Origin of the sequence: uncultured Bacteroides sp., assembly GCF_905207245.1 — a bacterium.
In the GTDB taxonomy this organism is placed as follows: Bacteria; Bacteroidota; Bacteroidia; order Bacteroidales; family Bacteroidaceae; genus Bacteroides.
The window spans coordinates 1-17,052 of record NZ_CAJLKP010000002.1 but is presented as its reverse complement, the minus strand read 5'-3'; the positions used below and the strand labels follow the sequence as shown (position 1 = coordinate 17,052).

12 protein-coding genes and 1 tRNA gene are annotated in these 17,052 nt (G+C 43.7%); 6 read left to right on the top strand and 7 right to left on the bottom strand.

The features are described 5' to 3' along the window. Window positions 1-210: 210 nt before the first annotated feature. The 6 genes from QZ135_RS00975 to pnp all read right to left on the bottom strand — a co-directional run bounded on the left by QZ135_RS00975 (window position 211) and on the right by pnp (window position 9,905). On the bottom strand, window positions 211-1,836 hold the full coding sequence (locus tag QZ135_RS00975; protein ID WP_294605032.1) for a SusD/RagB family nutrient-binding outer membrane lipoprotein: 1,626 nt from the start codon (window positions 1,834-1,836) through the stop codon (window positions 211-213). A gap of 12 nt (window positions 1,837-1,848) precedes the next feature. Then, complete coding sequence (locus tag QZ135_RS00970; protein ID WP_294605030.1) at window positions 1,849-5,274, bottom strand: TonB-dependent receptor; 3,426 nt, start codon at window positions 5,272-5,274, stop codon at window positions 1,849-1,851. Between the two features lie 187 nt (window positions 5,275-5,461). After that, window positions 5,462-6,397: a FecR family protein gene (locus QZ135_RS00965; RefSeq protein WP_294605029.1), complete on the bottom strand. Its 936-nt coding sequence runs from the start codon at window positions 6,395-6,397 to the stop codon at window positions 5,462-5,464. A gap of 357 nt (window positions 6,398-6,754) precedes the next feature. Next, window positions 6,755-6,943 carry a hypothetical protein gene (locus QZ135_RS00960; RefSeq protein ID WP_294605028.1) on the bottom strand — a complete coding sequence of 63 codons (189 nt, stop codon included), beginning with the start codon at window positions 6,941-6,943 and terminating at the stop codon, window positions 6,755-6,757. An 87-nt stretch (window positions 6,944-7,030) separates the two neighbouring features. Next, window positions 7,031-7,591, bottom strand: a complete 561-nt coding sequence (locus QZ135_RS00955) for an RNA polymerase sigma-70 factor (protein WP_294605026.1) — start codon at window positions 7,589-7,591, stop codon at window positions 7,031-7,033. Between the two features lie 169 nt (window positions 7,592-7,760). Beyond that, window positions 7,761-9,905, bottom strand: a complete 2,145-nt coding sequence (gene pnp, locus QZ135_RS00950; RefSeq protein ID WP_294605023.1) for a polyribonucleotide nucleotidyltransferase — start codon at window positions 9,903-9,905, stop codon at window positions 7,761-7,763. Between the two features lie 206 nt (window positions 9,906-10,111). On the opposite strand from pnp, the gene QZ135_RS00945 reads away from it, so the two are divergent. The 3 genes from QZ135_RS00945 to QZ135_RS00935 all read left to right on the top strand — a co-directional run bounded on the left by QZ135_RS00945 (window position 10,112) and on the right by QZ135_RS00935 (window position 12,357). Next, window positions 10,112-11,263 carry a TlpA disulfide reductase family protein gene (locus QZ135_RS00945; RefSeq protein ID WP_294605021.1) on the top strand — a complete coding sequence of 384 codons (1,152 nt, stop codon included), beginning with the start codon at window positions 10,112-10,114 and terminating at the stop codon, window positions 11,261-11,263. Window positions 11,264-11,446: 183 nt separating this feature from the next. Then, on the top strand, window positions 11,447-11,911 hold the full coding sequence (gene greA / locus QZ135_RS00940; protein ID WP_044138693.1) for a transcription elongation factor GreA: 465 nt from the start codon (window positions 11,447-11,449) through the stop codon (window positions 11,909-11,911). A gap of 53 nt (window positions 11,912-11,964) precedes the next feature. Beyond that, window positions 11,965-12,357 (top strand): HIT family protein, encoded by a 393-nt coding sequence (locus tag QZ135_RS00935; RefSeq protein WP_294605017.1) that lies wholly within the window; start codon window positions 11,965-11,967, stop codon window positions 12,355-12,357. A 109-nt stretch (window positions 12,358-12,466) separates the two neighbouring features. On the opposite strand, the gene QZ135_RS00930 is transcribed toward QZ135_RS00935, so the two are convergent. Beyond that, on the bottom strand, window positions 12,467-13,552 hold the full coding sequence (locus QZ135_RS00930) for a mannose-1-phosphate guanylyltransferase (RefSeq protein ID WP_294605013.1): 1,086 nt from the start codon (window positions 13,550-13,552) through the stop codon (window positions 12,467-12,469). 157 nt (window positions 13,553-13,709) lie between these two features. On the opposite strand from QZ135_RS00930, the gene QZ135_RS00925 reads away from it, so the two are divergent. The 3 genes from QZ135_RS00925 to QZ135_RS00915 all read left to right on the top strand — a co-directional run bounded on the left by QZ135_RS00925 (window position 13,710) and on the right by QZ135_RS00915 (window position 16,826). After that, a tRNA-Leu gene (locus QZ135_RS00925) sits at window positions 13,710-13,793 on the top strand. 105 nt (window positions 13,794-13,898) lie between these two features. Continuing rightward, entirely contained in the window at window positions 13,899-14,291 is a 393-nt protein-coding gene (locus QZ135_RS00920) for an MmcQ/YjbR family DNA-binding protein (RefSeq protein WP_294605011.1), read from the top strand. Window positions 14,292-14,498: 207 nt separating this feature from the next. Next, a complete protein-coding gene (locus tag QZ135_RS00915) occupies window positions 14,499-16,826 on the top strand; it encodes an ATP-binding protein (protein WP_294605008.1) in 2,328 nt (775 codons plus the stop codon). The last annotated feature ends 226 nt before the right edge of the window (window positions 16,827-17,052 follow it).

Sequence of the window (17,052 nt, the reverse complement as noted above, 5' to 3'; positions counted from 1 at the left end):
AGAGCGTTACAATAGGTGGTAAAGGTCGTTACATCCTGCGGTAAATGCTTTTACATTTTGCGGTAAATGATTGGTAAATGTAATGCGTTGATAGAAAAGGAGTAAAGTCCCCCAAATGACTTTACTCCTTCCAATCTTTTTTCCCTCGTAACTAATACGGAGAAAACACCACTAATCAAAATTCTATACCTTAGTTTTCTTTTATTAGGATTAGAAATTATTCTTTCCGGTATCCCACCAAAGACGGGTACCACCAGTATCCTGACCGCCTAACTTGCTAACCAATGCATCATACAACGGCTTGTTGTTCGTGATATAATCCTGATTGAAGAATACGCGGCGAATCATCTCATCTGTACTGATGGTGTTACTGCTGTTATTCACTACTACTTTGAAGAGTTTCGGATAGCCGGTACGGCGTTGTTCTGCCCAAGCTTCGCAGCCTTCGGGATAGATGGCCAGCCACTTTTGGGTGATTATTCTTTCCAGTTTCGTTTCATTATCGGCTGCATTATCCCATTTGGGAGTGATACTGGTAGTTGCTTTGGCATCAAAACTCTTATCGAATGTATCTACATAATCAGCCGGAGTGTTTTCACTTTCCAAATATTCGCTTACGCCACTGGCATCCCATTGTGCAAAAGAAGTAGTGACACCTTGCTTATAGCAACTCTCCACATCTTCAGAGGTGAAGCCTCTCAAGGCGGCTTCTGCACGGAGGAACCATACTTCGGCAGCAGCCATTACTATAATCTTGCTACTGGTGGTGATGGTGGTACGTGAGTGGGTGGAGTAACGGTTGTCTCCTACACCTGTTCCCTGGCGCACACCTTTGAACTTGCCTTCGATGCTGGTCAGTTGTTTCACACCCGCCACAGTTTGCGTGATGTTGCCATCATTGTCTCTACCATCTTGCGCGGCATTAAAGTAAGACTTCAAACGCGGGTCGTCATATCCTTTCAGGAAAGATTCCAGACTGGCATTCATAAATACTTCGCCCCAACCGGAAACACCACCCAGCGGGTTACGGATTCCATATTGGCCTACAGTTTCGTTAGATGTTTCCAATACACCGCCATTCTGTGCATCTAATGCGGCCTGAGCTTGTTCTTTGGCTAAATCGGGGTCCACATTGGATACACGCATTGCCAGACGCAAACGGAGAGAGTTGGCAAACTTCAACCATTGTGCAGGTGTGCGTTTGCCTTCCGGCATCATGAAGTCGGCGCTTTCAAAAGATACGCCGCCTTTATAATCCTTCAGAATATTGATGGCTGTTGCCAGGTCTTCGAAGAAGCGTTTGTAAACTTCCTGCTGAGACTGGGGAGTTTGTGCGGCAGTGCCGAAACCATCATAAAGGATAGGACCATAATAGTCGCTTACACGATGCAGAAGGGTTACTTTCAGCACTTTGGTAAGAGCGTGATACAAGGGCCACTCTTCGGCTGTGTTCAACTCTTCGGAATCAGCGATGGAAGGCATGACATTGCCGTAAGAATAGGTCCACATGGCGCTTGTCCAACCATTGTTCAGGTTATAAGTAGAGTTGTTCTGATTAAACGAACCATTCATGTCATGGAAGAATCCGCCATACATATCGGCTACCAGATTTTGTATCACTTGATATTGCCAGTCCGTTCCTTCTACACCCGTCTGGTAGATGATACCTTTTTGGATGGTAGAGAAGGGTACCAGGTTGGTCTGGTTGTCATATTTTTGCAAGTCATCTGTATACGCTCCTTTTGTATCGTTGAATTCGGCGAAATTATCGGTACAGGATGAAAGACTTAAAAGTCCACCCAAGAGTAGTACGGCTGTATATTTTATCTTATTCATATCGTTCAGGTATTAGAAAGTGAGTTTAATATTGAATCCAATGTTTCTCGTTGAAGGCATACCATAGGTATCCAAACCTTGGTTATCATTACCTACGGACATCGTTGCGTCCGGGTCGAACGGGGCATCTTTGTAGATGAAGAACAGATTGCGCGCCACCAGTGAGAGATCAACACCTTTGATGAATCCTGTCTTTTCGAGCATCTGCTGTGGGAAGGAGTAGCCAAGTGACAACTCGCGCAAGCGGATGTTAGTTCCATCGTATCTGTAGAATTCGGTAGTACCGTTACCACGGTCGCCTACCATTTGATAGAAACCTTGTACGTTCTTGATTTCCTGACCTTCCAGCATGTAACGCTTTGCTGCGCGTGCATCACCGGTTGCTTTGCTTACACCTGCATAATCCAGACCGGCTTGCGTCAGTGAGATAACGTCGCCACCCATGCGGGTATCAATCAGGAAGTAAAGTGAGAAACCTTTGTAAGTCAAAGTATTGCTCCAGCCGAGAGTCCAGTCGGGATTGAAGTTACCAATCTTGGCTGCCTTGTCAGTGGTTACCTGCGGCAGACCGGCATTTTTGTTCTCGTTGCCATCTTTGTCCGTTGCCGGTTCCAAAAGAATCTTACCGCTTTCATCACGTACAAATACGTTTCCATAGATGTCGCCCAATGAACCGCCTTCTACAACCATCATCTTATAAGGCATACTTACGTTGCCGGAAGCATACTGGAAGCTGGGTGTTCCACCCAGAGATACAATCTCATTCTTATTGGTAGCGAAGTTAAACTGAGTTTTCCAACGGAAATTGTCGTTCATTAGCGGAGTGGCTCCTACGGTGACTTCAATACCGGTGTTGCGAATCTTACCTGCGTTAATCCAACGGAAACGGCGCTTTTCGGCAGTAGTGTTTACCCGGATTAACTGGTTCTTGGTATCGGTGCGATAGAACGTGAAGTCGAAATCCAAACGACTGTTGAAGAATCTCCATTCGGTACCAAATTCGATAGAAGTACTGATTTCCGGTTTCAGGTCTTCGGCAAAGTAATAGTCGATGGGATTGACTACGCCACCGGCTGTAATAGTCTGTGCCGGGCTGGTAATGCCGATGGGAAGGTCGTTACCTACTTGTGCCCAAGATGCGCGGACTTTACCGAAACTGATCCATGACGGGAGGTTGAGTGTCTGGTTCAAAATCCAGGATACACCTACTGAGGGGTAGAAGAAACCGGAACCTTCGCTCTTCGTGTTGGCCAGTGTAGACGACCAGTCATTACGGGCGGTCAGGTCTAAGTAAAGGCTTTCTTTCCAACCGATTTGTGCTGTTGCAAAGAGGGATTGGATGGTGCGTCTTTGGTCGTTCAGTTCGTCGATGAAAGAAGTACCGGCACCGCCCAGATTCATATTGGCAACTGTAAATACGTTTGCTTTGTATAAGCCGGATTTTCCGGAATCAAGGCTTAGTGAGTTCACTTTCGTAGTGTTGATGCTGCTACCAAGGGCTGCATTCAGTGACCAGTCGTTCCAGGTTTTGTTGAACATTGCCATCACGTCGCCGTACATCATGAATTCCTGCCGGTTCAGCTTGATATAACGTCCGTTTTCGTGAGCCACATCGGCTGCTGTGCCGGCGTACATCTTCTGGTCGTAATTATCGTTGATATAATCTACATTGCCACGTGCTTGGATGGTGAACCAGTCGTTTACCTTCAGGTTAGCACTCAATGAAGCCATTGTGCGGAAACGCTTGTCGTTGCTGGTAACTCTATTGTTTAGCCAGTAAGGGTTCTGAGTGAAACCACTGATGTCTGTATACCAGTTTTGCAAAGGCATAGCTCTGTTGGCATCATATCTTTCGAAGCCGTTGTTGTCGCGGTAAACACTCATGTCTTCGCCACGTGGGAAGGAATATAAACCTACCAATGGGTTCATATAGTAACCACCGGAGGTAGGGCGGTTCTTGATTTTCTGGGTCATCAGGTTCACGTTGGCATCCAGCGTCAAGCGTTCGTTGAAAAGGGAGGCTGTTTCGCGGAAAGTGATGTTGTGCTTCTGAAGTTTATTTACATCAACAATGCCGCTGGCTGTGGTGTTGGCATAAGAGAAGTAAGTTTGCATCTTCTCTTTTCCTGCTGTGACGGATAAGGAGTTTGTGGCTGTCACTCCGTTACTGAAATAGTCGCCCACATTGTCATAAGCTTTCATGCTTGCATTTTCTGCGCCCCAACTGGTTTCGCCACTGGCGCCGTATCTGTTTTGGAATTCGGGCAGGCTGATGGCATGGTCTACAGTCAGGTTGGAAGAGAACGTGATGCGTTGCATACCGGCTTTTCCTTTCTTGGTTGTGATAAGGATTACACCATTGGCGGCTTGCGAACCGTAAAGAGCGGCGGCGGAAGCACCTTTCAGGATGCTCATGCTTTCAATGTCGTCCGGATTGAGGTTGGAGATACCGTCACCGGAGTCGCGGTTACCAGTATCATTATTGCCACCCATGGCGGAAAAGGCTTGTTCGGATGTATTATTCAGCATAGGCACACCGTCAATGACATATAATGGCTGGTTGTTACCGTCAGCGTTGGCAGAACGAATACCACGGATAGAAACCTTGGCAGAACCACCTAAACCGGAAGAGTTGCGTGTAATGGATACACCGGCGGTTTTTCCGGCCAATGCATTAATCATATTCGGGTCTTTGGCGCGTGTCAGTTCGTCGCCACCTACCTGCTGGGTAGAGTAAGTCAGTGAAGCGGCTTTTTTCTTGATACCCATGGCCGTTACCACCACCGTTTCCAGTGACAGCGCTTCTTCCTGCATCTGCACATTGATTGTTTCCTGACCATTCAGGGCAACGCTTACCGGCTGGTACCCGATATAGCTGATAACCAGCGTAGCATCGGCAGGTGTATTCAGTGTAAATTCACCGTCAATATTGGTGATGACACCGTTTGTCGTACCTTTCTCTACCACATTGGCGCCGATAATCGGTTCACCTTGCATGTCGGTCACAATACCTTTCACGGGTTTGTTTTCCTGCTGTACGGCAGCGATGATTTCGGTTGCAGTTTCATATTGTTTGGTCAGCACGATGTTCTTGCCTTCCATTACATATCTGATGTCGGTGCCATTGAAGATTTCGTCCAAAACTTCGGACACAGGCTGGTTGTCTGCATCTACATTTACGGTGCGGCGCACGTCCACACTCTTCTTATTGTAGACAAACAAATACTCTGTCTGGGCCTCGATTTTATCGAGGATTTCGCTTACTCGCAACTCAGAGCGGGGGATGCTGATTTTGGCATTCTGAGAGTAGCTACTACTACTGTACGCTTGGAACGTTACAAACAAGAGAAGGAATAGTGTGATCTTCATAGTTCGTAATATTTGCTTAAATACTAAACTTTTTGGGCAAAAAAGCCCATTCAAAGAAATTTTTCTCATATCTTTGTAATGTGTTAAGTTAATAAATTGATTAAGGTCGATTTTTGACTGTTTCGGATCGGAAAGTATGGGGGTACTTTCCGATCTTTTTTTAGGGGGGGATTGGTTGACTGTTTCTTCTATTTCATAATGCTTTTCTGTTTAAGAGGTTAGTACTAAATTTTAAGGTTTTATCTTTGATATCAAATTACTTTTTGTAGATGGTGATGGAGTCTTTGTCTTCGTTGATGCTAAACTCAAAAGGATGGTCTTTTGAAATTGTACGCAGAATATGCTCTATCCCATCTTGTTCGCGGAACTTCCCGGTGCAACTGTCATAATTCAGTAACTCGGGGTCTGCCACTGTTATTTTCACATTATAGTATTTCTCAAGCTTGTCAAGTATGCAACTGAAAGGCACATCGTCAAAGCAATATAATCCTTCTTTCCAACGCAGATACTCGTAGGACGGGAGTATGGTTTTCTTATACTTTCCATCGTAGTTTGCGAAGAATTCGTCTTTCTGCAAGCGGGTGATAACCTTACCGCTGTTGGCAGGGTAGATGTCTACGATACCTTCTATGAGCGTAGTTTCAAATTCTTTGCTTCCTTTGTAGGCGCAGACGTTGAAACTGGTGCCGACTACTCTCACATTGTTCATTTCTGTATGTATGTAGAACGGAATATCTTTATTTTTGGCTACTTCAAAGTAAGCTTCGCCGTCCAGTTTCACGTTTCTTTCATCGCGTCCGAAGTTGGAGGTATAAGTCAATGTGGATTGTGCGTTTAACCATACACGTGTACCGTCGGCAAGGGTGATTTGTGCACGTTGTCCGGCAGGGACGGTCACGGTTTGCGGTTGGGCCAATTTATTATATAGATAATCATTCGTCATGAAGTAACCGCATATGCCTACTATGATGACGGCTGCTGCACGCATTCCCCATTTGAGTATCGGAGTCAGGCGTGCTGTCTTTTTCTTTGCATCCTGCCGGTTGGAGAACAGGGCGACGTCAAACATCATGCGTTCTTTTAAGAAAGCCTCCCGATTTTCTTCCGAAGCGTCCACCCAATCGAGAATGCGCTTTTCTTCTTCAATGGTTGCGGCTCCTTTAAAATACTTATATAATAGTTCTTGGTTCATATGTACTCAAATTGTTAGTTGAATAAGAGAGGTTTTTCCTCCCCTTCTGTAATTAATACAGGTGAGTTCGCCACTACCCTAACGGAAAATGAAACTTTTTTTGTTTTTTCTTTGAAAAAGGGAAAAAAGAGGGATTTATCGCGATTTTATCACTCGGATATAGCCTGAATTTAAAGTTGGGTTTTGGTCGGAAACTCTTCCGGTTTGCATCAGTTTTGTGTTTCCTTCGCTTCTATAGGGGGATGAAAAGAGCGAAGCGGATACGAGGAGGGTACAAAGAGGATACGGACCAGGTATGAACCGGGCCTTTTTGTTCTGTTTTTCGGTTAAGGAAGAAAATGTTTTATCTGTAATGTGTCAAGGCACTGCATTGGGGATTATGGATACAATATAACACTCTTCCGGGGCTTCGGCTTTGAAGAGATTGTAAGCAATGCCTATGGCTTCTTCCGGTGAGTTTGCCTCAATATTTTTGTTGACATTGAGGGTTTCAAATTCTTGATCCCCTTCGATAAGCACGTAGTATATTATTACAATATATCTCATATATGCTATGTTTAATCGCCAGCAATATTACTGATGATGCAAACATATGTCTTTTATTTATATTTTCAAAGAAAAAAACAGGTTTTGTCAGAGGAGGATGGAGGCCAGATAGTCCTTCAATTCAACGCGCAGGATACGCAATGCCTTGGTGATATGAAATTCTACTGTTTTGAGGGAGACATTCAGTTGTTCGGCTATTTTTTTGTTCGGCAGGTTGTTGTAGCGGCTGAGCATGAATATTTCCCGGCTTTGTGACGGCATCTTTCCCAATGCCTTGTTCACGATGTGCTGTATCTCTGTGCTGAAAATCTTGTCGGGTTCGCAATCTTTTAAAGTTGCGATACGCAAATCCAGTTCGCGCTGACGGTGCGAATTCAAGTCTTCTTCAATGCGTAAGCGTGTTTGCTCACGTTCCAGATAATTAAGGGCCTTATTTTTGATAATGGTAAGGAGCAGGGCGTGCAGACCTTTATCTTCTTCCCAGCGGTCGCGGCATTCCCACAAAGAAATCATGGATTCCATAAGAATATCTTCCGCTTCTGCCCAACTTCTGATATAGGAATAGGCAAAGGCAAGGAATTTTTCTTGATTCTCACGAAAGAAACGCGAAAATAAATCCATAGTATGTAGGTTCTCAGAGACAAGCATTCTTAAATATTTTCTCTCTTATTTAAGGTTTATAGGGTAAAGTAACATAATCTTTTCGGAATACGCAAAATAATGAAAGAGTTTTTCGGATTTAGTCTTATCTTTTTTTACAAAAAGAAAGCCCGGCGGGTTTCCGTCGGGCTTAATACTATAAGGAATAAGGAAAATCTTATTTTCTTTCAGGTCTTTCTTGTCTTTCTGGTCTTGGCAGCAATACCTTACGCGAAAGTTTGAATTTACCGGTCTTCGGATCTACATCGAGCAACTTCACTTCAATTTCGTCGCCTTCCTTGATGCCGGCTTCTTCTACTGTTTCCAGACGTTTCCAGTCGATTTCCGAAATGTGCAGCAAACCGTCTTTACCCGGCAGGAATTCAACGAAAGCACCGTAAGGCATTACTGAGCGTACCTTGCCTTTGTATACTTCGCCAACTTCCGGTACGGCAACGATACCCTTAATCAAGCGCATAGCGCCGTCAATGCTTTTTTTGTTGGTTCCGGAGATTTCGATTCTTCCGATGTTGTCCACCTCTTCGATAGTGATGGTAGCACCGGTTTCTTCCTGCATGCCCTGGATGATTTTTCCGCCCGGGCCGATTACGGCACCGATAAATTCTTTAGGAATAGTCATCGTCTCGATGCGTGGAGCATGAGGTTTCAGTTCTTCGCGAGGTTCCTGAATGGTTTCCAGAATCTTGCCGAGGATGTGCATACGTCCTTCTTTGGCTTGGTTCAGAGCGCGTTCCAGGATTTCATAGGAAAGACCGTCTACCTTGATGTCCATCTGGGTAGCAGTGATACCGTTCTTTGTACCTGTTACTTTGAAGTCCATATCGCCCAGGTGGTCTTCGTCACCGAGGATGTCGGACAATACGGCGTATTTTTCTTCACCTGCATTCTTAATCAATCCCATAGCGATACCTGATACCGGTTCCTTAATCTTCACACCTGCATCCATCAATGCCAGAGTTCCGGCACAAACGGTAGCCATAGAAGAAGAACCGTTAGATTCGAGAATATCGGATACTACGCGTACTACGTATGGATAGTCGGCAGGAATCTGACCTTTCAGCGCACGCCATGCCAAGTGGCCGTGACCGATTTCACGACGACCTACACCACGTTGTGCTTTAGCTTCTCCGGTAGAGAACGGAGGGAAGTTATAGTGCAGCAAGAAGCGTACCTTGCCATGTTCCAGTACATCGTCGATAATCTTTTCGTCCAATTTGGTACCGAGAGTTACGGTAGACAAAGATTGGGTTTCGCCACGGGTGAAGACAGCGGAACCATGAGGTCCGGGCAGATAGCTGATTTCACTCCAGATGGGGCGGATTTCGTTAGTCTTACGTCCGTCGAGGCGCTTGCCTTCGTCCAGAATGCTGCGACGCATAGCTTCTTTTTCCACATCGTGGTAGTAGCGGTCGATTAAAGCAGCTTTTTCAGCCAATTCTTCTTCGCTGAACTGTGCTTTGAATTCTTCGCGGATAGCATCGAAAGCCTCCATGCGCTGGTGCTTATTGTTGTTGCCGGAAGCTGCGATGGCATAAGCCTTATCGTAGCAAGCTTCGCGAACTGCCTTGCGCAGTTCTTCGTCATTTACTTCGTGGCAATATTCGCGTTTTACGGTAGAACCAACTGCTTCAGCCAATTCTTTCTGTGCCTGACACTGCACTTTGATAGCTTCGTGGGCAGCTTTCATGGCGTTCAGCAAGTCCAATTCGGATACTTCGTCCATTTCACCTTCCACCATCATGATGTTTTCATAAGTGGCACCAACCATAAGGTCCATGTCAGCTTTTTCCAACTGGTCAAAAGTAGGGTTGATAACGAATTGTCCGTCGATACGTGCTACACGTACTTCGGAAATCGGTCCGTTGAAAGGAATATCTGAAACTGCGAGGGCGGCAGAAGCGGCAAGCCCTGCCAGTGCGTCCGGCATATCAACGCCATCGGCAGAATAGAGGATGATATTTACATATACCTCTGCGTGGTAATTATCGGGGAATAGAGGGCGGAGAGCACGGTCCACGAGGCGGCAGGTGAGGATTTCGTAGTCCGAAGCACGTCCTTCACGCTTGGTGAAACCGCCGGGGAAACGTCCGAATGCGGAAAATTTCTCTTTGTACTCTACCTGTAACGGCATGAAATCTGTTCCGGGAACTGCGTCCTTAGCGGCACAAACAGTAGCAAGAAGCATGGTGTTACCCATACGAAGCATTACAGAACCGTCTGCCTGTTTTGCCAGCTTTCCCGTTTCGAGTGTGATGGTTCTGCCATCAGGAAGCTCGATCGTCTTAACAATTGGGTTAATCATAAAAAATGTTTTATCTATTTTTTCTTTCAAAATTCGTGCAAAGATACATATTAATTCATGTAATCAAGTGGGAATGAGATGAAAAAGTTCCTAATTGACTATTTTTTTAAGTTTCCGGGTGGAAGAAGCTATGAAAATGCTTTGACTAAACTTGAAAAGAGCTATATTTGCACGTTCGTTCTAACATAGAAATTAAGAAGCTAAATATGAAAAAGATCTGTTTTGTTGCGCTTGCCGCTTTGGCATTGAGTGCATGTAATTCTGAACCGAAATTCAAAGTTGAAGGCGAAGTTTCAGGTGCCGACGGCAAGATGTTGTATCTGGAAGCTGCTGCTTTGGAAGGTGTTGTGCCTTTGGATTCTGTTAAATTGAAGGCTGACGGTTTTTTCAGTTTCAAACAAACACGCCCGGAGTCTCCGGAGTTTTATCGCCTGCGCGTGGACGACAAGGTTATCAACTTCTCAGTGGATTCTACGGAAACTGTAGGGGTGAAAGCCCCGTATGCTGATTTTGCAACTGCTTATACGGTGGAAGGCTCGGCAAACAGTACTAAAATCAAGGAACTGACATTGAAGCAGGTGCAGTTGCAGAACCAGGTGAATGAACTGATTAAGAAAATGCAGTCCCATCAGATAGGTGCCGATGTTTTTGAAGAACAACTGGCTGCCTTGATGAAAGAGTATAAAGATGATGTGAAAACAAAGTATATTTTTGCGGCTCCCAACACTGCCGCAGCTTATTTTGCCCTGTTCCAGAAGTTGAATAACTATCTTATTTTCGACCCCTTGAACAGCAAGGAAGACATCAAATGTTTTGCAGCGGTGGCAACCAGCCTGAATAACTACTATCCGCATGCAGACCGCTCAAAGAATCTCTATAATATTGTGATTAAAGGAATGAAAAATACCCGTACGCCACAGCAAAAAGTACTGGAGTTGCCGGAAGAAGCGATTACAGAAACGGGTATCATTGACATCAACCTTCGCGACATGAAAGGGAATACCCATAAGTTGAGCGAACTGAAAGGTAAAGTGGTATTGCTGGATTTTACCATTTATCAGAGTGCAGCTTCCGCCCCTCATAATTTTTTATTGAACGACCTGTATACCAAATATAAGGATCAGGGCTTGGTGATTTATCAGGTTTCACTGGATGCAGACGAACATTTCTGGAAAACAACGGCTGATAATTTGCCTTGGATTTGTGTGCGGGATGCAAATGGAATTTACTCTAATGTGGCTGCCATGTACAACGTTAAAGAAGTGCCATCGTTGTTCCTGATTAACCGGAATAGTGAGTTGAGTGCTCGCGGAGAGACTATAAAAGACCTGGATGCTGCGGTGAAAGCACTGTTGTAACTTGTTATAAATTAGAAGTTTTTATTTAAATATGTTACATAGCAGCAATTTTTGCTTGACACGCATTAATTAAAAGGCTATCTTTGCAGAAGAAAAATAGAAGAGGGTTCCAGCATGCTGACCATGTTGGAATTCTTTTTTGTTATATAATACCATTTAGAAACTAAAAAGGAGGAAAAAAGTATGGCTTATATGTCAGAAGAAGGCTACAAGAAATTGATGGCCGAACTGAAAGAATTGGAGACGGTAGAACGTCCTAAGATTTCGGCTGCAATAGCCGAAGCACGTGATAAAGGTGACTTGTCGGAGAATGCAGAGTATGATGCTGCCAAAGAAGCTCAGGGTATGCTTGAGATGAAAATCAATAAATTGAAAATGGTTATCGGAGATGCCAAGATTATTGATGAGTCCAAGCTGAAAACAGACTCCGTGCAGATATTGAATAAAGTGGAACTGAAGAACGTAAAGAATGGAATGAAGATGACTTATACCATTGTTTCGGAAAGCGAAGCCAACCTGAAAGAAGGTAAAATTTCGGTTAACACCCCGATTGCACAAGGTTTACTTGGCAAGAAGGTAGGCGACGTAACAGAAATCAAAGTGCCACAGGGCATGATTCACCTTGAAGTAATGAACATATCAATTTAATCTTAAGGCAGGTCCGCGTGCGGGCTTGCCTTATTTTATATACAATAAAAGCTATGGCAACAATTTTCAGCAGAATTATCGCAGGTGAAATACCAAGCTATAAGGTGGTAGAGGATGATAAGTTCTTTGCATTTCTGGACATCAATCCGTTGGTGAAAGGTCACACGTTGGTCGTTCCCAAGCAGGAAGTGGATTATATCTTCGACCTGAATGACGAAGATTTGGCGGCAATGCACGTTTTTGCCAAGAAGGTGGCGCGCGCCATTGAGAAAGCTTTTCCTTGCAAAAAAGTAGGTGAAGCGGTGATTGGCCTGGAAGTGCCTCATGCGCACATTCATCTTATCCCTATGCAGAAAGAATCGGATATGTTGTTCTCTAATCCGAAGCTGAAACTTTCTGATGAAGAATTCAAGGCGGTTGCTGAAGCGATTCGGACGGCGCTTTGATAATAATATTCCTTCCTTTTATATAAAAAGAACGGGGACTGAAGTGGATTCAGTTCCCGTTTTCTTTATCGTTGTTTGAAAGCGTGTGCTTTCAATTTTCACTTCTTAGTTAAATATAATCTTCGCCCAGTTTTATCTGGGCATCGTTTACGTATTTGCGGATAGAGTGCTCTTCGTCCTTTTTGCAGATCAGTAGCACATTGTCTGATTCGGCAATGAGATAACCTTCCAGGCCGTCGATGACAGCGAGTTTGTTCTGTGGGAGTACCACGATATTATCTTTGCTTTCGTATAGCAATGACTGGCATTTCAAGGTGACATTTCCTCCTTCGTCTTTCGGGGACAGATCATATAAGGAACCCCATGTGCCTAAGTCCGACCAGCCAAAGTCTCCCAATGAAACATATACATTGTCTGCTTTTTCCATAATGCCGAAGTCAACGGAAACATTGGGGCAGGCGGGGAAGTTTTCATCAATGAATGCCTTTTCGGAGGATGTGCCGTATATATCCTTGCCCGGGGCTAATTTGGATGCTAGTTCGGGAAGCAATGCTTCCACAGCCTTGATGACTGAGTTCACGTTCCACATAAAGAGCCCGGAGTTCCAATAAAACTCTCCGCTTTCTACGAATACTTTGGCTAATTCCAGTTCCGGTTTTTCGGTAAAAGTTTTCACTTTATAGAAGTTGTCTCCGGTTTGTTCGGCTATCTGTATATAACCATAACCTGTTTCGGGTCGGTTGGGCTTAATTCCGAGGGTGAGCAGCTTTTCCGATTGGGATACAAACGTCAGGCCTTTTTCGATGGCATCAAGGAATTCGCCTTCTTTCAGAATCAAATGGTCGGACGGAGCTACCACAATATTTGCATTCGGGTTCAATGCGCGGATATGGTAGGCTGCCCATGCGATACACGGAGCAGTATTTCTGCGTGTAGGTTCCAGCAGTATTTGTTCAGGATTCAATTCAGGGAGCTGTTCCTTTACAAGATCAGCGTACAGGTCGTTTGTAACGATAAGTATGTTCTCTGTAGGAATAACTTTGTTGAAGCGGTCGAAGGTTTGTTGGAGCAGTGATCTGCCTGTACCAAAGAAGTCCAGAAACTGTTTTGGGAGCGTTTTTCGGCTGAATGGCCAGAATCGGCTACCGATACCTCCACCCATGATAACGCAGAAGTTATTCTTATTTGTTGTCATATCGTTTGTTTTAAAAGTTTCTGCTAAAGTACACTATATTTTGGAAACACGGAATCTTTGTAGAGAGTTTTATGACTTTTTTCTCCTTTTTTTAGGAAAAGTATTGCAGGTTTAGAAAAAAGCCGTATCTTTGCACCGCAATTGAGAAATCAAGCATGCCCAGATGGCGGAATCGGTAGACGCGCTGGTCTCAAACACCAGTGGATTCACTTCCATCCCGGTTCGACCCCGGGTCTGGGTACTGAAGCGGAGAAAGTTGAAAAACTCTCTCCGCTTTTCTTTTTTATTACTCGTAATTTGTGGATTTGCTGGTATATTCGATTTTATGAATTAATGCTTGAGAAATATGAATATTGAGGATTTCAGAGAATACTGCCTTTCATTTGAAGGTGTTCATGAAAAAATGCCATTTCCCAATGTGGCTGATAGATACAGTCGTGATGTTTTGTGTTTTTACGTGTTGGATAAATGGTTCTGTTTTGTAAATATCGAAGTCTTTGATTTTTGTTGTATCAAATGCAATCCAGAAGAATCGGGTGAATTGCAAAGCAGGTATGTTGGCATAAAACCAGGCTGGCACATGAATAAGAAATATTGGATTAGTGTTTATTTCAATCAAGATGTGCCGAATATTTGGATCAAGGAGTTGGTACGAAAATCCTATGACATTGTGGTCAAGAGTCTGACGAAGAAGGAGCGGGAGTTATTGCAATCAGGTGATGTAAACCCTGCAGAATGAGCAATAAAGGAAAATGTATTGTGCAAATATACGCATGGTTAACGAATAAATAATACAGCTTTTGCATCGTAAGAGGATATAAATTGCAAAAAGATGAACGTAAAAAGCAAATTTGTTACCTGAAACTTCTTATGCATTTATTTTTTTCTAACTTTGCAGCAATTAGTTGAGAGGCTTTTGCTGTTTTATATTTAAATCTTTATCTCTATGCCAAATCAGAATATACTTCTGTATCCTCCTTTGACATTCCGGATACTTGCGATGACTATTCTCGCTTGTCTTTCGTTTGCTCCCAGAGTGATGGCCGATATAAAAAATCAGGACTATATAATTTTTATTAGTTCCTCTACTTTCCGCGAGAAATGGACCTATGACTTGCTTGAGGCTGTAGAAAAAACATTCAATCAGGAAGACTCATTCAAGGTATATTCGGAAGCCCTTACCGTTTGGAATCTTCATAATCAGGAAGAGATAGAACGGAAGACTGGTTATCTGAAGAATAAATATCCGATTCCTCCTAAAGCTGTTGTAATAATAGGTATTCCGGGATGGTATGTGTGCCAACCGCTTTTTGATACTATTTGGAAAGGGGTGCCTACCATTATTTGTCATTCGTCCCCATATCTGCCGGAAGATATAAATAAGTATTATGGTGGCAAGGACATCACTGCCGACCAGATTATAACTACGCCTGAAATGCAGGAACGCTATAATATCACTGCAATAAATAAACCGGTTTATATTCGGGAGACCGTACACTTGATGAAGCAAATCACTCCCGAAATGAAAAAGATTGTTTTATTGTCGGATGACAGGTTTGTCTGTTCCCTGATTCGTAAGGAATTTGAGGAACTTCATCAACAATACTTCCCGGAACTGGAATTAGGCTTTATTACCTATCCTTATACTAATTCGGAAGAAATGCTTCATGAGCTTAGTACGTATGGCAAAGAGACCGGCATTATTTACTGTTCCTGGATAAATATCTCCAGTCAAAGCTTGTCAGAACGGTACTATCCCGACGAGAGGATGCACTCTTATATTTCCGATGCTGCTAAAAATCCGGTTTTTACTTTGTCCGATCAGTACACAGAGAGTCGTTCGCTATTCGTAGGCGGACATTATATCAGTAGTCCTGAAATAGAAAATGCGGTTGTCGGCGAGATAAAGAGTGTGCTAAAGAATAATGGTGCCTATCAGGCGAAGACAATTATTGCCGGTACACCCGATACGCATCTCAATTATCAGACGTTGCTTGATAAAGGGGGTTCTTTGAAAAACATTCCACAAGATGCTATTTTTCATGATGTTCCGCCCAGCTTCATTCAGAGAAATATGACTTATGTTGTGATTGTTCTGGGGGGAGCAGTTGTTTTCTTCTTATTCTTCTTTATGAACAGGCGCATAAAAACTCTGAGCGAAAGAGAGCGTGAAAAGCATTTGCATTTGTTGGAGAACATTCTCGACAACCTCCCTATTGCTGCCAAGGTGAAAGACGTGGATAACGATATGCGTTATACTTTCTGGAATAAGAAGGCGGAAGAACTATTCGAATATCCGGCTAAGGAGGCAATCGGAAAAACAGATTTTGAGGTCATGCCCGAAGCCGCAAAGCTGATCAGGAAAGAGGATGAAGAACTGGTGAGGACGAATAATTCCCAGTCGGGCATAAGACGCTTTTTTACCAATAAGAACGAAGAGTGCTTCACTTTTCAGAATAATAATCTTATCACCTTCTCTGACGGTCGCAAGTGGATTGTTTATACAGCCTGGGAGATTACTGATTTGAAAGTCATGGAACGTAAACTGCGTCTGGCAAAAGAAGAGGCTGAAGAGTCGAACCGTATAAAATCTGCTTTTCTGGCCAATATGAGTCATGAGATACGGACTCCGCTTAATGCTATAGTCGGTTTTTCGAGTATATTGGCTACAGATGTTTCGGAAGAAGAAAGGGTGGAATATCTCAGTATCATTGAACAGAATAACGAACTTTTATTGCAGCTCATCAATGATATTCTGGACTTGTCTAAAATTGAGGCGGGCACATTGGAATATGTTTATGCCAATATCGACATCAACAAGATGTTGTCTGAAATAGAACAGGCGACCCGAATTAGGTTAACCAATAAGCATGTTGAGCTGGTCACTGTTACTCCGATGTCCGAATTGTTATTGTATACTGACCAGCGCAGGATTACCCAGGTCATGAATAACTTTATCAGTAATGCTATGAAGTTCACCACTGCCGGAAGCATTACTATAGGGTATGATTTGCCGAAAGAGGGTTATATACGCTTCTTCGTGGCCGATACGGGCGCGGGTATACCGCCTGAGAATATAGAAGCTATATTCAACCGCTTCGTGAAACTCGATTCGTTTAAGCAAGGAACGGGCTTAGGACTGGCTATCTCGCAGAATATAGTCAAAGAACTGAAAGGTGAGATAGGGGTGGAGTCGGAGTTGGGTAAAGGCTCTACTTTCTGGTTCACATTGCCTTATGAGAAGATGAATGCACACCGTTCTATATTTTCATAAAGTAGCTCCGTTCGTGTTTGTAGCGGTTATGAATCAAACGGACTATCTCTATTCCCCTCCTCCCGGGAGGAGGGGTGCCCAAAGGGCGGGGTGGTAGGTGAGAAAGAAATTCCTTAATATTCTTATTAATAGGTATTTTATTGTTTTACCTACCACCTCCCCCTACGGGTAGGGGCTGACTAAAAAGTCTCTCCTTGATATTTTCTTTGTTCTCCTTCTTATGTGC

Coding starts and splice junctions, on each gene's coding strand:
- QZ135_RS00960 (WP_294605028.1), bottom strand. CDS start 6,943: ATGAGATATATTGTAATAATATACTACGTGCTTATCGAAGGGGATCAA.
- QZ135_RS00970 (WP_294605030.1), bottom strand. CDS start 5,274: ATGAGAAAAATTTCTTTGAATGGGCTTTTTTGCCCAAAAAGTTTAGTA.
- QZ135_RS00935 (WP_294605017.1), top strand. CDS start 11,965: ATGGCAACAATTTTCAGCAGAATTATCGCAGGTGAAATACCAAGCTAT.
- QZ135_RS00915 (WP_294605008.1), top strand. CDS start 14,499: ATGCCAAATCAGAATATACTTCTGTATCCTCCTTTGACATTCCGGATA.
- QZ135_RS00955 (WP_294605026.1), bottom strand. CDS start 7,591: ATGCTTGTCTCTGAGAACCTACATACTATGGATTTATTTTCGCGTTTC.
- QZ135_RS00920 (WP_294605011.1), top strand. CDS start 13,899: ATGAATATTGAGGATTTCAGAGAATACTGCCTTTCATTTGAAGGTGTT.
- QZ135_RS00930 (WP_294605013.1), bottom strand. CDS start 13,552: ATGACAACAAATAAGAATAACTTCTGCGTTATCATGGGTGGAGGTATC.
- pnp (WP_294605023.1), bottom strand. CDS start 9,905: ATGATTAACCCAATTGTTAAGACGATCGAGCTTCCTGATGGCAGAACC.
- QZ135_RS00965 (WP_294605029.1), bottom strand. CDS start 6,397: ATGAACCAAGAACTATTATATAAGTATTTTAAAGGAGCCGCAACCATT.
- QZ135_RS00945 (WP_294605021.1), top strand. CDS start 10,112: ATGAAAAAGATCTGTTTTGTTGCGCTTGCCGCTTTGGCATTGAGTGCA.
- greA (WP_044138693.1), top strand. CDS start 11,447: ATGGCTTATATGTCAGAAGAAGGCTACAAGAAATTGATGGCCGAACTG.
- QZ135_RS00975 (WP_294605032.1), bottom strand. CDS start 1,836: ATGAATAAGATAAAATATACAGCCGTACTACTCTTGGGTGGACTTTTA.